This is a genomic window from Roseovarius sp. A-2 (assembly GCF_002072155.1).
GTDB lineage: Bacteria > Pseudomonadota > Alphaproteobacteria > Rhodobacterales > Rhodobacteraceae > Roseovarius.
The window spans coordinates 16,934-31,507 of the sequence record NZ_BDIY01000008.1 but is presented as its reverse complement, the minus strand read 5'-3'; the positions used below and the strand labels follow the sequence as shown (position 1 = coordinate 31,507).

The 14,574-nt window shown below is 64.6% G+C and carries 18 protein-coding genes and 1 pseudogene; 6 read left to right on the top strand and 13 right to left on the bottom strand.

Annotation, left to right across the window (positions count from 1 at the left end):
* Positions 1 to 2: 2 nt before the first annotated feature.
* Positions 3 to 344 (bottom strand): hypothetical protein, encoded by a 342-nt coding sequence (locus tag BHD06_RS11065; RefSeq protein WP_080457083.1) that lies wholly within the window; start codon positions 342 to 344, stop codon positions 3 to 5.
* Between the two features lie 153 nt (positions 345 to 497).
* On the opposite strand from BHD06_RS11065, the gene BHD06_RS11060 reads away from it, so the two are divergent.
* Complete coding sequence (locus BHD06_RS11060) at positions 498 to 1,325, top strand: ATP-dependent Clp protease proteolytic subunit (protein WP_080457082.1); 828 nt, start codon at positions 498 to 500, stop codon at positions 1,323 to 1,325.
* A gap of 13 nt (positions 1,326 to 1,338) precedes the next feature.
* Here BHD06_RS11060 and BHD06_RS11055 read toward each other — a convergent pair whose 3' ends face one another.
* The 5 genes from BHD06_RS11055 to BHD06_RS11035 form a co-directional block, all read right to left on the bottom strand.
* Positions 1,339 to 2,424: a zinc-binding dehydrogenase gene (locus BHD06_RS11055; RefSeq protein WP_080457081.1), complete on the bottom strand. Its 1,086-nt coding sequence runs from the start codon at positions 2,422 to 2,424 to the stop codon at positions 1,339 to 1,341.
* 154 nt (positions 2,425 to 2,578) lie between these two features.
* Positions 2,579 to 3,391 carry a 3-oxoadipate enol-lactonase gene (gene pcaD, locus BHD06_RS11050; RefSeq protein WP_080457080.1) on the bottom strand — a complete coding sequence of 271 codons (813 nt, stop codon included), beginning with the start codon at positions 3,389 to 3,391 and terminating at the stop codon, positions 2,579 to 2,581.
* 10 nt (positions 3,392 to 3,401) lie between these two features.
* A complete protein-coding gene (locus BHD06_RS11045; RefSeq protein ID WP_080457079.1) occupies positions 3,402 to 4,376 on the bottom strand; it encodes a threonine/serine dehydratase in 975 nt (324 codons plus the stop codon).
* Complete coding sequence (locus BHD06_RS11040) at positions 4,373 to 5,206, bottom strand: alpha/beta fold hydrolase (protein WP_080457078.1); 834 nt, start codon at positions 5,204 to 5,206, stop codon at positions 4,373 to 4,375. The genes BHD06_RS11045 and BHD06_RS11040 overlap by 4 nt, the downstream gene beginning before the upstream one ends.
* Entirely contained in the window at positions 5,206 to 5,892 is a 687-nt protein-coding gene (locus tag BHD06_RS11035) for a haloacid dehalogenase type II (RefSeq protein WP_080457077.1), read from the bottom strand. Before BHD06_RS11035 ends, BHD06_RS11040 begins: the two co-directional genes overlap by 1 nt.
* Before the next feature lie 225 nt (positions 5,893 to 6,117).
* On the opposite strand from BHD06_RS11035, the gene BHD06_RS11030 reads away from it, so the two are divergent.
* A complete protein-coding gene (locus tag BHD06_RS11030) occupies positions 6,118 to 6,546 on the top strand; it encodes a peptidylprolyl isomerase (RefSeq protein WP_080457076.1) in 429 nt (142 codons plus the stop codon).
* A 279-nt stretch (positions 6,547 to 6,825) separates the two neighbouring features.
* Here BHD06_RS11030 and BHD06_RS24275 read toward each other — a convergent pair.
* Together BHD06_RS24275 and BHD06_RS11020 are read right to left on the bottom strand one after the other, a co-directional pair.
* Positions 6,826 to 7,026 (bottom strand): annotated as a pseudogene (locus tag BHD06_RS24275) (S-adenosylmethionine-binding protein); the annotation flags it as partial.
* A gap of 490 nt (positions 7,027 to 7,516) precedes the next feature.
* The gene (locus BHD06_RS11020) at positions 7,517 to 8,521 is read right to left on the bottom strand and encodes a zinc ABC transporter substrate-binding protein (RefSeq protein WP_080457075.1); all 1,005 of its coding nucleotides are present in this window, start codon (positions 8,519 to 8,521) and stop codon (positions 7,517 to 7,519) included.
* A gap of 56 nt (positions 8,522 to 8,577) precedes the next feature.
* Here BHD06_RS11020 and BHD06_RS11015 point away from each other — a divergent pair, with 56 nt between their 5' ends.
* The 4 genes from BHD06_RS11015 to BHD06_RS11000 all read left to right on the top strand — a co-directional run bounded on the left by BHD06_RS11015 (position 8,578) and on the right by BHD06_RS11000 (position 11,497).
* A complete protein-coding gene (locus BHD06_RS11015; protein ID WP_080457074.1) occupies positions 8,578 to 9,096 on the top strand; it encodes a Fur family transcriptional regulator in 519 nt (172 codons plus the stop codon).
* Positions 9,093 to 9,869: a zinc ABC transporter ATP-binding protein ZnuC gene (gene znuC, locus BHD06_RS11010; RefSeq protein WP_080457073.1), complete on the top strand. Its 777-nt coding sequence runs from the start codon at positions 9,093 to 9,095 to the stop codon at positions 9,867 to 9,869. Before BHD06_RS11015 ends, znuC begins: the two co-directional genes overlap by 4 nt.
* Positions 9,869 to 10,663 carry a metal ABC transporter permease gene (locus BHD06_RS11005; protein ID WP_080457205.1) on the top strand — a complete coding sequence of 265 codons (795 nt, stop codon included), beginning with the start codon at positions 9,869 to 9,871 and terminating at the stop codon, positions 10,661 to 10,663. The genes znuC and BHD06_RS11005 overlap by 1 nt, the downstream gene beginning before the upstream one ends.
* Positions 10,664 to 10,912: 249 nt before the next feature.
* On the top strand, positions 10,913 to 11,497 hold the full coding sequence (locus tag BHD06_RS11000; protein WP_254892389.1) for an exopolysaccharide biosynthesis protein: 585 nt from the start codon (positions 10,913 to 10,915) through the stop codon (positions 11,495 to 11,497).
* Positions 11,498 to 11,504: 7 nt separating this feature from the next.
* Here the strand turns inward: BHD06_RS11000 and BHD06_RS10995 are convergent, their stop codons facing one another.
* From BHD06_RS10995 to BHD06_RS10975, 5 genes are all read right to left on the bottom strand, one after another.
* Positions 11,505 to 11,690 (bottom strand): DUF3008 family protein, encoded by a 186-nt coding sequence (locus BHD06_RS10995; RefSeq protein WP_080457071.1) that lies wholly within the window; start codon positions 11,688 to 11,690, stop codon positions 11,505 to 11,507.
* A 68-nt stretch (positions 11,691 to 11,758) separates the two neighbouring features.
* Positions 11,759 to 11,899, bottom strand: a complete 141-nt coding sequence (locus BHD06_RS10990) for an entericidin A/B family lipoprotein (RefSeq protein ID WP_080457070.1) — start codon at positions 11,897 to 11,899, stop codon at positions 11,759 to 11,761.
* Positions 11,900 to 11,981: 82 nt separating this feature from the next.
* On the bottom strand, positions 11,982 to 13,733 hold the full coding sequence (locus tag BHD06_RS10985) for a sensor histidine kinase (protein ID WP_080457069.1): 1,752 nt from the start codon (positions 13,731 to 13,733) through the stop codon (positions 11,982 to 11,984).
* A complete protein-coding gene (locus BHD06_RS10980) occupies positions 13,730 to 14,284 on the bottom strand; it encodes an RNA polymerase sigma factor (protein WP_080457068.1) in 555 nt (184 codons plus the stop codon). Before BHD06_RS10980 ends, BHD06_RS10985 begins: the two co-directional genes overlap by 4 nt.
* Positions 14,281 to 14,439, bottom strand: coding sequence for a NepR family anti-sigma factor (locus BHD06_RS10975; protein WP_254892388.1), 159 nt, complete (start codon positions 14,437 to 14,439; stop codon positions 14,281 to 14,283). Before BHD06_RS10975 ends, BHD06_RS10980 begins: the two co-directional genes overlap by 4 nt.
* Positions 14,440 to 14,574 lie beyond the last annotated feature (135 nt).

The following is a 14,574-nucleotide window of genomic DNA, read 5'->3' as shown; positions in this document are numbered from 1 at the left end:
GGTCAGCGGCAGATCCGCTCTGCCTTCTCTGCATAGGCGATATAGGCGCTCCAGAAGCGCTCGTCGCCCGAGCGGTTGGACTGCCGGATTTCCTGCGCGGAATGCGGATCGCTGTAAAAGCCCACGGCGCGGCGTTGATCGCGCCCGCTCAGCGTGTCGTTGGCCACCGCCTGAATGCAGCCGCAGAGCGCCCTTGAGCGCGCCTTGCGGTCCGATTGCAGGCAGGCATCCGACAGCGGCCCCGAGGCCATCGGCCTCGCCCCGCGTGTGTCTCCGTCAAACCGGTTGACGCCGCCGCAGCCCGAAAGGCTCAGGATCACGCCAAGCATCATGATCTGTTTCATTGCCCGTGCCTCTCGCGTTATTCGCGCTGCCCGCTTGCGGGGCAGTCATGCCCGTGATGTTTGCCGCATCGCGGGAGCTTTTTCAATTCACATCCGCATCAAGCCCTGCGACACTGCATCATCACTATATATCATGGAAAGAGCGCGGGCAGAATGGAAGTCAATTTCTCCACCCTCATCTTCCTCGTCTTTCTGGCGTTGGTCCTGCAACCGGTCCTGACCGGTCGAATGTACGCCCTGCGTCGCGTACAGGCCATCCGCAGCATCGAGAAGCGCCGCTGCAGCCGGGTCATCACCATGATCCACCGGCAGGAAAAACGCAGCCTCTTCGGATTCAGCATGTCCAGCATGATCGGGCTGGAGGATGCGCAATCCATCATTTCCGCGATCAAGTCCACGCCGCGCGACATGCCCATCGACCTGGTGTTGCACACCCCCGGCGGCCTCGTGCTTGCCGCCATGCAGATCGCCCGCGCGGTCGAGGCGCATCCTGCCAAGGTGACGGTCTTCGTACCGATCTACGCGATGTCGGGCGGCACGCTCATCGCACTTGCCGCCGATGAGATCGTGATGGGCGAGTTTTCCATGCTCGGCCCCATCGACCCGCAGATCATGGGGATCTCGGCGGCCTCTATCCTGGCTGCGCGCGACGCCAAGCCGGTGGAACATGTCTCGGACCTTGCCCTTGTTCTTGCTGATGTGAGTGAAAAGGCCACCGCGCAGGTCAAGCGCGGCGCGGTCGAGATCATGACCCCGCGCATGGAGCGCGCCAAGGCCGAAGCGCTGGCCGACACGCTTACCTCGGGGACATGGACGCATGACTATGCCCTGACCCCGGCAGAGGCCACGGATCTCGGTCTCGCAGTCTCCGTCGGCCTGCCGCAGGAGGTGCTCGACCTGATGAAACTCTACCCCGCCCCGGTCAAGCAGTCGGCGGTCGAGTTTCTGCCATTCGAGCCACCGGGGCGGCGCATGGGCTGAGCACGGCGCGGGCTCAACGCAGCATGATCACGTTGCGCTTGGCCGAGCCGCTCTTGGTGTCGGCGATCGCCTCGTTGATCTGGTCGAGCCGCCAGCGGCCCGAGATCAGCTCGTCGAGTTTCAGCCGCCCCTGTTCGTAGAGATCGACCATCCACGGGATGTCGCGGCGAATCACCGCCTCGCCCATCTTGGAGCCGACAAGCGCCTGCCCCATGGCGGCGAAATTGGCGGCCTCGTAACGGCTCTCGGCGCCGGTATGGGGCATGCCGACCATGATCATCCGGCCCCCGCCCGCAAGATAGCGCGGCGCTTCGTCATAGGCGCGCGCGACCCCCACGGTCACCAAAACCGCGTCGGCCCCGCGGCCCATCGCCGCCTTGGCCGCGCGCCACGGCTTTTCCTCAGTGGCAAGCACGCCGTCGGTCGCGCCGAACTCGCGCGCGATGGCGAGTTTCTCGTCGCTCATGTCGACCGCCACGATGCGCCGCGCACCCGCGATGCGCGCGCCCTGAATGGCGTTGAGGCCGACACCGCCCGCGCCGATTACCACCACGTCCTCGCCTGCGCGCAGATGCGCCGCGTTGACCACAGCGCCGACGCCGGTGATCACCCCGCAGGCCAGCAGGGACGCCGCCGCCATGTCGATCCCTTCGGGCAGTTTCACAACCTGGCTGTGATGCACCACGACCTTCTCGGCGAAGGCCCCGCAGGCCATGGCCTGATGCAGCTTGCCACCATCGGGCATGGTCAGCGGCCCGTGATCGCCGTCATAGGGCGTCTCGCATCCGGTTGGCCTGCCGCTGCCGCAGCTTGGGCATTGGCCACAGGCGCGGATGAGGGTGACGACGACCGGGTCGCCGTCTGTCAGGCCCGTGACGCCAGCGCCAATGCCGCGCACGCGGCCCGCCGCCTCGTGGCCATAGACCGCCGGCAGCGATCCGCCCCAGCCGCCATCGGCATAGGAAATGTCCGAATGGCAGATCGCCACCGCGTCGAGATCGACCAAAACCTCGCCCGCCTCGGCGGGGCGCAGGTGGACGTCCTCGACAGTGAGCGGTGCGCCGAAGTCATGGCAGACGGCGGCCTTGATGGTATGCATGAATTTCCCCCTCGTTTTTCACAGGTGAGGGGGATTCGCCTGAGGGTTCAAGGGCAATTATGCGGGGGAGGCGGCCCGTCGATGCGCGGCGGTCTTCGACCGCGTATCGCGCGGGTGCTTTGATCCAACGGCAGTTCCAGGGCCGTCCTCCACATCAGGGCCCTGACGGCACCGCGCGCAGATGTCCTGTGGCGGCGATGAACTCAGCAAGGCAGGCGGCATAATCGGCGGGCGCGTCCACGGGGGGCACATGGCCGGTGCCGCGCAGCAGGCGGAATTGCGAGCCGGGAACGAGGTCGACGGTTTCGCGCACGAGGTCGGGCGGGGTGGAGCCGTCTTCGGATCCCGCGATGCCCAGGGTGGGGATGCGCAGCCCGGAGGTGGGCGTGTAGAAATCGGTGCCGGCGATGGCGGCGGCGTACCCGGCGTATCCTTCGGGGTCGTGGGCGCAGAGATGCTCGTACCACGGCAGGTGATGACCGGCCGTGACATAGGCGCGGGGGAACCACCGCTCGCAGGAGCCGCGGGCGAGGTCCGCCATCCCGCCGGGGCGGCGGGCGGTGGCGATGCGCTCGCCCCAGATCTCGGGCGTGGCGATCTTGGCCCCGGTGTTGGAGAGCACCAGTGCACGGATCAGATCGGGGCGTTTCACGGCGAGCCCCTGTGCGACCATGCCGCCGATCGAGAGGCCGACGAACATCGCATCGCGCAAGCCAAGGTGATCCATCAGCCGTTCCGCGTCGCGCACCAATGCTCCCATGGAATAGGGGCCAGGCGGGGTGGAGGATTGACCGTGGCCGCGCGCGTCGTAGCGCACCACGCGCAGGCCGGGCGGCAGCAGCGGCAGGATGTTGTCCCACAAAAGCGTGCCGGTGCCGAGCGCATGGGCGAGCACGAGGGGCGGGCCTGTCGGATTGCCCTCGTCGAGGTAATGGAGCGTTACATCATCGAACTCTGTGAAAGGCATCTTGGCTCCTTCAGGTAAACCGGCCGAGGGCCGTTTGAAACACATCCGCATCGACATTGCCGCCGGAGATGGTGCAGATCACCGCGTCGCCCTCGATCTCGTCTGGGCGGAAGAGCGCCGCCGCGAGGGCCACCGCGCCGCCGGGTTCGGCCACCAGCTTGAGCCGAGAAAAGGCGAGCGCCATGGCGTGCAGCGCCTCGTCGTCGCTCACCACGAGGCCAGGACCGCAAAGACGGTGCATGATGGGAAAGGTGATCTCTCCCGGTTGCGGTGTGACGATGGCGTCACAAAGGCCGGTCGCGGTCTGCGCGTTGCGCAGGATCCGCCCCTCGCTGAGCGAGCGGGCGGCGTCGTCAAATCCCTCCGGCTCGCAGGGCCGTGCGCGCAGGCCGGGCGCGTCGGCCTCTAGCGCCAGGGCAATCCCCGAGGTGAGGCCGCCGCCACCGCAGCAGGCCAGCACATCCGCCGTCTCGATGCCAAGCGCGGCCGCATCCTCGGCGATCTCAAGCCCGGTGGTGCCTTGGCCGGCAATCACCTGCGGGTCGTCATAGGGTTTGATCAGGGTCAGGCGGCGCTCTGTGCCGATGCGGGCCCCGATGGCATCGCGATCTTCGCCCGCGCGGTCGTAGAGCACCACCTCGGCCCCGAGCGCGCGCGTGTTGTCGATCTTCATGCGGGGCGCGTCCGCCGGCATGATGATGACCGAAGGCACGCCGAATTCGCTGGCCGCGAGCGCCACGCCCTGTGCGTGATTTCCGCTGGAATAGGCGATCACGCCATGGGCGCGCAAATCAGGATCGAGCGCCGAGATCGCCGAGCGCGCGCCGCGATACTTGAAGCTGCCGGTATGTTGCAGGCATTCGGGTTTTATGAACACGCGCCGCCCGGCGATCTCATCCAGAAAGGGCGAGGAGAGCAGCGGCGTGCGGCGCGCATGCCCAGAAAGCCGGACGCTCGCGGCCCGGATCATGGTGATGTCGGTCATTTTGTCTGGTCCAGCAGGGTGCGAATTGCGGTGAGGGATTGGGTCTCATCGAGAAACGGCACATGGCCGCGATCCGGGACGGTGGCGGCGATCATGTCGGGTCGGCGATCCAGCATCTTTTGGAACGTCTTCTCGCTCAGCAGATCGGAATTCGCGCCCCGGATCGCGCCAAGGGGGATGCCGTCCAGCGCATCAAAAAGCTGCCAGAGATCCGGGGCCTCGCCGGCGCCCGCCTGACCGACCAACGCGTCACGCAGCCGTGCGTCATAACGCAGGCCCAGCCCGCCTCCGGGTTTCTCATAGAACATCGCCTCGGCCTGTGCGCGCCAGCGCGCCAGTGGCACGCCGTGAAAGGCCCGCGCGTTGACATGGGCGAGTGCGCCACCGGCGGCGTCGAGATCGGGCAGGTCGGGTGCGCGCCCGACATACTCCATGATCCGTTCGATGCCTTCCGCCGTGACCTCGGGGCCGATATCGTTGAGGACGACACCGGCCAGCCGGTCATGGGCGGTGTGGCCGAGGGCCATGGCGATGAGGCCGCCGCGCGAGGTGCCGATGAGGGTGACGCGGTCGATCCCGAGAAGGTCGAGCAGCTCGACCACATCCTGCCCCTCGCGCAAGATGTTGTAGGACATGAAATCAGCCGCGTGATCGGATTGCCCGCGCCCGCGATAATCCATGCAGATCACCCGGCAGCCCGAGAGATGCGGCGTGAGAAAGCCGAAATCGGCGCTGTTGCGGGTGAGGCCCGCAAGGCACAGCACCGGCTGGCCATGGCCTGCATCGGTGTAATGGAGCGAGAGCCCATCCGACGTGGTGAACCGCGCCATCAGCCCCGCACCAGGTCGGGAATGCCGGACAGGTCCGACAATTGCCGGTCGGGGGCGGCGGGCAGACGGTCCACCGGGTCGCCCGCGCGGTTGACCCAGACGGTGTTGAAGCCATAGCCGGCGGCGGCGCAGGCATCCCAGCCGTTGGAGGAGACAAAAAGCACCTCTTCGGGGGCACAGCCAAAGCGTTGCCCGACAAGGTCATAGACCACGCGGGCAGGCTTGAAGATGCCGACGCTCTCGACCGAGAGCACATCATCCAGAAGCGGGCCGATACCCGCCGATTTCACCGCCCCGTCGAGCATGTCGGGCGCGCCGTTGGACAGGATCGCGGTATCCTTGCCCGCCTCCTTGAGGGCTTTGAGCATGGCGGGGACTTCCGGGTAGGTCGCCAGTTCCCAGTAAAGTTGCAGCAGGCGTTCGCGCAACTCGGCGTCATCGCCCAGACCTTCGGCCTCAAGCGCCCAGTCGAGCCCGTCCTGCGTGATCTGCCAGAAGCCCACATGTTCGCCCATCACGGTGCGCAGCCAGGTGTATTGCAACTGCTTGAGCCGCCATTTCTCGGCGATGGCGGGCCAGTGGCGGGCGAAGACCTCGCGCCCCGGCTCGGCTGCGGCGCTGCGCGCGGCAGCGGCTACGTCGAAAAGTGTGCCATAGGCATCGAAAATGCAGGTGGTGATCGGCATGGTATCCCCTCTTGGGTGATGGTGCGGGTGATTTCGCGCGCAGACTGGCATGGACGGGGCGGGGGGAAAAGGCCTCATGCGCACACGCCAAAGTGAGCGGCCAATGATCGGTTTGCAAATTGCGGGCCGCGCGGTTACGATTCGCGGCAGCCACACAAGCACCCGCGCGATCGGCGCGGCCTTGCAAACTCACTCAATCCCCAGATACAACAGATTGGAACAGCCATGACGCAAGTCAAATCGGGCGATACAGTTCGCGTTCACTATACCGGCACCCTCACGGACGGTCAGACCTTCGATTCCAGCGAAGGCCGCGACCCGCTGGAATTCGTAGTCGGCTCCGGCCAGATCATCCCCGGCCTCGATGCCGCGATGGAAGGCATGGCGGTCGGCGAGAAGAAGACCGTCGAGGTATCCGCCGACCAGGCATATGGCCATCCCGACCCCAATGCGCAGCAGGCCGTGCCGCGCGCCGAGATCCCCGAGGATATTCCACTCGATCTGGGCACGCAGCTTCAGGTGCAGACGCCGCAGGGGCAGGTGATGCCGGTGACTGTGGTCGAGGTGACCGAAGAGCAGGTGATCCTCGACGCAAACCATCCGCTGGCGGGCAAGGACCTGACCTTTGCCATCGAACTGGTAGACATCACCTGAGCGACCATAGAGTGAGGGCACCTCTTGGGGGCCCTCACCCCTCGGTCACGCAATCCGGCGTGATCCCTGTGGCGCGCACGGGACTGCGGGCCGCCATGTGCCCGGCAACGAGCCGGTAAAGCAGCTTGCCCATCACTGACGGTGCGGGGGAGGTCGCCGCGCCGCGGTAGCTGAATAGCCGATATGTCTCGTGGAGCGCGGCGGGACTGATCGGCTCCGGCTGGGCGCGACGAGTCGCGAAAAGCCCTTTTGAGCTGTCCTACAGCAGTTCGCGCAGCGCTATTCGGCCGCCATGCCGGAATTGTACCCGTAGGTCTTCCAGGTCGGTTTGTAATCGGCATCGGCCTGATTGCCCCAGACCGTTCAGTTTTCGCGCCGACCGCGCCCGAACAGTTCCAGATAGGGCCCCCAGCTACAGGCTTCGATGATTTCATAGTGTTCGTCGCGTTTGCGAGTGCCGAAGAGGTTGGCCTGCCGACGCGCCGCCTTCCGCTACGGTTTCGAAAACGGCCGTGTGCTGCTCGTTCTCTTCGTGACGATCTATCAGACGGTGTGTTTTCCCCTTTTGGGAATGAAAAGGTCAGGCGCGCCGATGTCATCCGCACCGACCGGCACCATCTCGCTAACTGCCGGACAGCCGTTTCAGTAATTCCCGGACAGTTCGGGCAAGGCTGATTATCTGCCTGCGATCAGGAGCGGTGTGATGGCGCTGAACCGGGCGCAGTTCGAGGCCCTGTTCGCGGGCCTGGATTGGTGCAAGGTCCGCGCGCGGGAGGCGCGAAGACCGGCTGCTGCGGAGTGACTCGTGCGGGTGAATTGGCATGTGTTTCCAGGCGGTTCGGGGCATATTCGGGACATGTCGGCCCGGCCCGATATCGACCCTTCGGTCATCCCCGAGGGCCACCACGATGCTGTCGCCGCGCTGATGCGCGAGACGGTCAGTCTCAAGGACATCAACAAGCGCAACAAATCAGAGACAGCCCGCCAGTGCCGTAGCAAGATTGCGAAGCACCTTTCCATAGAGGTCCGGGCCGGGCTGGAGGTTGGACCCTAGCGGGTCAAGCACGCCGGTGCGCGCCTCGGAACCGTCCATGACCGCTGCGACGATGCCGGGGTTGAATTGAGGTTCCGACAGGACGCAGGTCACACCTTGTTCCCGCACGCGCGCCTGGACCTCGGCGATTCGGGAGGGGCTGGGATCCGACGCGTCGGACATGGATACTGCACCCGACGCGGGGATGTCGAAGGCCTGTTCGAAATACTGGTAGGCGTCGTGAAAGACGATGAAATTGCGCCCGCGCACCGGATCTAGAATGCCATTTATCTCGGTGCTCAAGGCGGCCAGCTCATCGCGTCCCGCAGCGGCGTTGGCAAAATAGTTGCCCGCATTGTCCGGGTCGGCGGCGGAAAGCCGCGCCGCGATGGTGTTCAGCCAGACCGCGCCGTTGTCGGGCGAGAGCCAGGCGTGAGGATCATGCGCGCCATGGTCGTGGCCTTCGTGCCCGTGATCGTCGTGCCCGTGATCGTCGTGCCCGTGATCGTCGTGTCCCTCATGTTCGCCGTGGTCATGATCGTCGTGTCCCTCGTGATCCTCTTCCCCATGCGCATGCGTCTCGAACAGCGCGCCTCCGCGGAACGGCAATTCCAGCGTGCCCTCGACCTCGAGCAGTTTCGTGACGGTTGCATGTCCGGCGAGCGTTTCGGTCGCATCCTCGAGCCACGGTGTCAGATCGGGGCCGATCCAGAACACCAGATCCGCCTCCTGCAATGCGGCAGCCTCGGACGGGCGCAGGCTATACTCATGCGGGCTTGCCCCCGGCGCCACGATCAGCGAGGGCGTGCCCACCCCCTGCATCACGCGCGCAACCAGTGAATGCACCGGCGCGATATCGGCGGCAACGCGTGGCACATCCGCCATTGCCGTGCCACCAAGCAGCGCGGTTGCAACAGACAGCGGCACGAGCATTCTGGACATATCTGACTCCATGTGATTGTATAACGTCACGCTCCGGATACAGGAAATGAGATAACATGACAAGTACCGCTCGACCGGGAAAGGACGTAGCGACCGATCCGATCGGGTTCGAGGCACATGACCATGCCAGTTGCATCAGTGCCGCCGTCGCGGCGGCCGAGGCACATTGCCAGACCGAGGGCCTGCGCTTCACGCCGGTTCGGCGCAAGGCGCTGGAAATCCTCTTGCAGGAGCATCGCGCGCTTGGCGCCTACGAGATGCTCGACCGGCTGCGCGAGGCGGGTTTCGGCTCGCAACCCCCCGTAGCCTACCGGGCGCTCGAATTTCTCGTCGCAAACGGCTTCGCGCACAAGATCGAGCGCCTCAATGCGTTCATCGCGTGCGCTCATCCCGGGGCAAGTCATTCGCCGGCCTTCATGATCTGTCGGCGTTGCCAGTCCGTGGCCGAAGCGCAATCATCCCCGGCGCGCGGGGCCCTCGGAGACGCAGCGCGTGCCACGGGCTTCACGATAGAACGGACAGTGGTCGAGGCAGAGGGCGTCTGCCCCGCTTGCGCCGACAAGGCTGACGCATGAGCCTTGTTTCGGTCGAAAATATCAGCGCCGGTTTTGGCGCGAACCGGGTGTTGAACGATGTGTCCCTTTCGGTTGAGCCGGGCGAAATCGTCACCATCGTCGGGCCCAACGGATCCGGCAAGACCACGCTGCTGCGCTTGCTTATCGGCGCGGTGCGCCCGGCGTCCGGGCGGATCAGGCGCAAACCCGGTTTGCGCATCGGCTATGTGCCCCAGAAACTGCATATCGATCCGACCCTGCCGATCACGGTGGAGCGCTTCCTGCGCCTGCCCGGGGGTGTCACGCGCACGGTTTGCGCGCAGGCGCTGGACCGAGCTGGCGTGCCGGGCCTTGGGCAACGGCAGATGTCGGCCCTGTCGGGCGGTCAATTCCAGCGCGTTCTGCTGGCGCGCGCGCTGATCAATGAGCCGGACCTGCTGTTGCTGGACGAGGCGACACAAGGGCTGGACCAGCCCGGCTCCGCGGCCTTCTATATTCAGGTCGAAGAGGTGCGCCGGAGAACTGGATGCGCGGTGTTGATGATCAGCCACGAGTTGCATGTGGTGATGGCGGCCTCGGACCGGGTGGTCTGTCTCAACGGACATGTCTGTTGCGAAGGAACCCCCGAGATCGTGTCCGCCGCGCCGGAGTACCGCGCACTTTTTGGCACCGGCACCGGCGGCGCGCTGGCGCTTTACCGACACGAGCATGACCACGCCCATGACGACACCTGCACCCATGGCGAGGGTCACACCCACACGCCATCCGAGAATGAGACCGAGGCCGCCGAATGATGCTCGATGATTTCATGACCCGTGCCGCACTGGCAGGCGTTGGCGTCGCCCTTGCGGCGGCCCCGCTGGGCAGTTTCGTGGTCTGGCGGCGGATGGCCTATTTCGGCGATGCGACCGCCCATGCCGCGATACTGGGCGTGGCCCTGTCGCTGGCGCTTCAGATATCCATCTTCGCCGGGGCGGTGGCAGTGGCGCTTGCCATGGCGCTGAGCGTGACGCTGCTGACCGGTCGCGGTTACGCGATGGACACGCTGCTGGGCGTTTTGGCGCATTCTGCCCTCGCGTTCGGGCTGGTCGCGGTGTCCTTCCTGTCGGGCATCCGCATCGACCTCATGGCCTATCTCTTCGGCGATATCCTGGCGGTGTCGCGTGGCGATCTGGCGGTGATATGGGGCGGCGCGGCGCTGGTCGTCGGGTTGATCGGCTGGCGCTGGTCGGCACTGTTGACCTCGACCATCAGCGAAGAGCTTGCGTATGCCGGCGGCATCGATCCGAGACGCGAACAGCTCATCCTGACACTGGCGCTGGCGATCACCGTGGCGGTGGCAATCAAGGTCGTGGGCGTCCTGTTGATCGCCGCCATGCTGATCATCCCCGCCGCTGCCGCCCGCCCCCTGTCGCGCACGCCCGAGCAGATGGCGATGGCGGCGGCGGTGATCGGCGGGGCTGCGGCGGTGATCGGCCTGCAATCGGCCTATGCGTTCGACACGCCCGCCGGTCCATCCATCGTCTGCGTCGCCGCCATCGCCTTTATTGGCACAAGCATCCTACGAGGCCTGCGCCCCGGCGAATGACACGCCGACTGCCGCCGGTGGTGAGGTTCAGAAACGTTCCGGGGGCCTGTTTCAACCGGGGCCGCAATGGGCGGAACGCATCCCGGTCATTTGTCGAGCGGTCGGTGTTAGGGGCGGCGCGTCGCGCAGGTCTCGTCGATGTCCTGCGGCCGCAGTTCCGCAGCATGCAGCTTATTTGGAGGCCGGGGAACCGAGGTGCCCCGTGCCGCGTTGACCTATCAGATTTTCACGACTGGAATGGAGAGTAATGTGCGTTCCCCTACCGAACCGCGCACTGCAAGTGATGTGGTCGAACAGGCGCGCAACGCGCTTGTTGGCGAGGTGTCAAGTGTCGGCGAGGTGATCGACGCACTCGGAGTGGCAAGCTACACGCCGCTCCTGATCGTGCCATCGCTGGCGCTGGTCTCTCCTCTGAGCGGTGTGCCCGGACTTTCAAGCGTTTGCGGATTGCTGATCGCGACGGTGTCGCTGCAACAGATCCTTGAACGCCCCCGACTGTGGCTGCCGGGATGGCTGCGCCGCGCGACCATAAGCACCGAGCGTGCGCGCGGGGCGATGCGGTGGTTCACCCGGCCCGCGCGATGGCTCGATACATTCACCAGACGGCGCCTGCATGGGCTTGTGACGCCGCCGCTGGCGCGGTTGCCGCAGGCGATTTGCCTGATATTCGGGATAATGATGCCGCTGCTGGAATTGATTCCGTTCACCTCGTCTATCCTGGGCGCAATCATCGCGATCATGGCAACGGGCATGTTCATGGGGGATGGGTTACTCGTGTTGATCGGCGTGATGCTCGCGACCGGGGTGACGGGCGGGCTTGTCGCGCTGCTCTGAGCCGCGCTCAGGTTTCCTTGCGCTCGGGCAAATCGTCATGCGACGTTGAAGCGAGGTCCTCCAGCTCTGACTCGGTCATCGTCTCGTACATCTCTTTCGAGGCTCCTTGCAGATCCGAAACGCGGGTCTCTCCGCGCTTGGCTGCGAGGGCGGCCCCGGCGGCTTTCTGCTGGGCTTCGGATCGGGCTGGCATTTACGGTTCTCCTGGTTGCGCAACAGAAAAAGGGCCCGCGGGGTTTCCCTGCGGGCCGCTCAGGACTATTAATCATCGGCATCTCTGGCGGTATCGGAAATCGCATCGCCGGTGCTCTGGATATCTTGCCCGGCCCCTTCTATCGTTTCGCAGGCGCTGACGAACGCGAAAGCGATGAGAGAAAGAAGTGAAATGCGTGCGCGTATCATGGTGACCTCCACTGTCATTACTGATGGATGAACGCGCCAAGGACCGAGATGGTTCCCGGGAAATTCGTGATAGTTCAGATGCTCAGATGTCCTCGTCGACGTCTTCGTGCCAGGCGATCGGAAAGACGACGTGCAGCTCGAAGCGTTCCGGCAAGTCCTGGGTGTCGAGCGTACCGTTGATCTGGGTGGCGAAGGATTTGATCAGGCTGGAGCCAAGCCCAGTGCTGCCGATCTCTTCACTCAAGGTGTCGCTACCTTCGGTCGCGCGTGAATTGACGATGCTCAGGCACAGCATGCCATCTTCCTGCGCCTTCAGCGCGATGTTGATCCACGCCTCGCCATCCGCGCTGACGCCGCAATACTTGACCGCGTTCATCGCCGCCTCGGTCGCCAGCAGAGACAGCGGCACCGACTGATCAGGGTTGAGCTCGACCTGGTCGAGTTCGGTCGTTACGTTGATCCGCTGTCCGCTTTCGGCGAGGGTGCCAACGATGACAAGTTGCTGGATGATATCCTCGAGCAGCTTGTCGGCGCGCAAGAGCGACAGTTTGGGCGCGAGATAGAGGTAACGGTGAATCGCCGAGAGCGCCATCACCCGGTCCTGCACCCGGCGCAACAGGCGCTGTGCCTCGGCGCTGTCGGTGGCACGGATCTGCATGTTCATCATGCTGGAAATCAGTTGCAGGTTGTTCTTGACCCGGTGATGCACCTCGCGCAGCAGCACGGTCTTTTCCTGTAGATCCTCTTCGCGGCGGCGGTCCTGTTCCGACAGGCGCCGCGTCATCGCGCGAAAGGCGTCGGCCATGACCTCCAACTCCTCTGGCGCATCATCGAGCCGCGCGTCGCCAAGATCGTCATACCCACCGCTGGCATAGAGCCGCATCCACGAGCGCAGCCGCCGGACGTGGCGGATCACCAGACGGTGCACGCCGACATAGGCCACGCCGATGGTGATCGCCCACATCGCGAAGGGGAAATAGAGCGCCAGCGCCTGTTCCAGGATCGGCATCTGGATCCCGCGCCCCTGCGGCATCCAGCTGCCGAGGACAAAGACCTGCCCCGAGACGATGGGCGCGACCGCGAAATCGCGGGTTTCGCCTTCGCGGCTCTGGCCACGAAATGTCTGCCGCCCGGAGGCCGCCAGACCCTGAAGGCTGTATTCGGTAGGTAGTACGGAGCGCCGGTTCTCGTTGTAATCTTCGGTGGCGATGATGTCGCCATCGGTCTTGAAGAGCACCAGATTGACGTTCTCGCCTGCCTGCGAAAGCGCCCCGTTGAGGGCAGAAACCGGTACCGCGATCCAAACCGTGCCGACAAAGCGGCCCTCGTCAATGACCGGCACAGTGACGCTGAACGTGGCGATGCCGCCGAGGAATTCGAGCGGGCGCATCAGTACCGCCTCGCTCTGTTGGTCGATTTCCGGCAGCGCGGCGAGCGGGCTGTCGGTATTGGCGCTCACGTCTCTTGAGGCGCAGATCAGTCCGCGCGCATTGTCGCGGTAGCCTGCGAAGGTAAAATTATCCGAGCGCTTCACCACCTCGGACATCACCGCGCTACAGGTGTCACTCGAGGATTGCAGCGCCGAGAGCTGCACCGCCAATGTCTTGGCGGAGCTGATCGCCGAACGGATGACCTCGCGGCTTTCGCCCACCGCTTGCTGCGTGCGTTGCAGAAGCGCGGATTCGGAAAGCGACTGACGCTCCTGCAAGACCTTGTTCGTCTGATAGACCGAAATCAGCCCGAGCGGCAGAATGGCGATACTGAGAACGAGGATCAGGCGTGTGGCAAGGCGGGGTTTGAGCGCGCGCCGGGGTAGCACCGGGCGCGTGTTCATGCTGCGGGCTTTCCTTGTACGACGGCCAGCGTGGCCGGGTCGGTCATCTCAAGCTCATCCTCGTCGTCCAGATGCATCAATTCGGCCAGACGCTTGCGGGCGCGGTTGGTGCGGCTCTTGATCGTGCCGACGGCACAGCCGCACATCTCGGCAGCATCTTCATACGAGAAGCCCTCGGCGCCCACGAGCACCAGCACCTCGCGCTGTTCGTCGGTGAGCTTGGCGAACGCCGCCCGGAAATCGGTCATCGCCAGATGCCCGTCATGGGCGGGTTTTTCCGACAACTGCCCGGCCATCGTGCCGTCGGGGTCCTCGACCTCGCGGCGGCGCTTGCGATAGAGTGAATAATACGTGTTGCGCAGGATCGTGAAGAGCCAGGCGCGCAGATTGGTGCCGGGCTGAAACTTGTCGAAATTGCCCCATGCCTTGACCACCGCGTCCTGCACGAGATCATCTGCCGTTGCCGGATTATGCGTCAGGCTCATCGCGAAGGCGCGCATGGCTGGCAAATGCTCGACCAGCTCGTCTCTGGGATCGGAACTGGAGGTCACGAGTCATCCTTTGGCGATTGATCGGAATTATCCTGGGGTTCTTCGCTCTCCTGCGCGCGCAATTTGTCGAGCAATTGCGAGAAACGGTCCGGCAACGGTTCTTGCACCGTGTCCGAATAGACGCGCCGAAGATTGTCGTCGATCTGCTGTTGCAATCTTGAGGTCCTGCATTTTTTTGTCATCGTGCCGCTTTTTCTGCCATGCTAGAGAGGGCGTTTTTTTTCGCCCTGGCGGGAACCTAACACGCCAATCCGCGTTTGGTTCCATGCACAGCAACATTTTTTCGAGGA

Coding starts and splice junctions, on each gene's coding strand:
- BHD06_RS11065 (WP_080457083.1), bottom strand. CDS start 344: ATGAAACAGATCATGATGCTTGGCGTGATCCTGAGCCTTTCGGGCTGC.
- BHD06_RS11060 (WP_080457082.1), top strand. CDS start 498: ATGGAAGTCAATTTCTCCACCCTCATCTTCCTCGTCTTTCTGGCGTTG.
- BHD06_RS11055 (WP_080457081.1), bottom strand. CDS start 2,424: ATGCATACCATCAAGGCCGCCGTCTGCCATGACTTCGGCGCACCGCTC.
- pcaD (WP_080457080.1), bottom strand. CDS start 3,391: ATGCCTTTCACAGAGTTCGATGATGTAACGCTCCATTACCTCGACGAG.
- BHD06_RS11045 (WP_080457079.1), bottom strand. CDS start 4,376: ATGACCGACATCACCATGATCCGGGCCGCGAGCGTCCGGCTTTCTGGG.
- BHD06_RS11040 (WP_080457078.1), bottom strand. CDS start 5,206: ATGGCGCGGTTCACCACGTCGGATGGGCTCTCGCTCCATTACACCGAT.
- BHD06_RS11035 (WP_080457077.1), bottom strand. CDS start 5,892: ATGCCGATCACCACCTGCATTTTCGATGCCTATGGCACACTTTTCGAC.
- BHD06_RS11030 (WP_080457076.1), top strand. CDS start 6,118: ATGACGCAAGTCAAATCGGGCGATACAGTTCGCGTTCACTATACCGGC.
- BHD06_RS11020 (WP_080457075.1), bottom strand. CDS start 8,521: ATGTCCAGAATGCTCGTGCCGCTGTCTGTTGCAACCGCGCTGCTTGGT.
- BHD06_RS11015 (WP_080457074.1), top strand. CDS start 8,578: ATGACAAGTACCGCTCGACCGGGAAAGGACGTAGCGACCGATCCGATC.
- znuC (WP_080457073.1), top strand. CDS start 9,093: ATGAGCCTTGTTTCGGTCGAAAATATCAGCGCCGGTTTTGGCGCGAAC.
- BHD06_RS11005 (WP_080457205.1), top strand. CDS start 9,869: ATGCTCGATGATTTCATGACCCGTGCCGCACTGGCAGGCGTTGGCGTC.
- BHD06_RS10995 (WP_080457071.1), bottom strand. CDS start 11,690: ATGCCAGCCCGATCCGAAGCCCAGCAGAAAGCCGCCGGGGCCGCCCTC.
- BHD06_RS10990 (WP_080457070.1), bottom strand. CDS start 11,899: ATGATACGCGCACGCATTTCACTTCTTTCTCTCATCGCTTTCGCGTTC.
- BHD06_RS10985 (WP_080457069.1), bottom strand. CDS start 13,733: ATGAACACGCGCCCGGTGCTACCCCGGCGCGCGCTCAAACCCCGCCTT.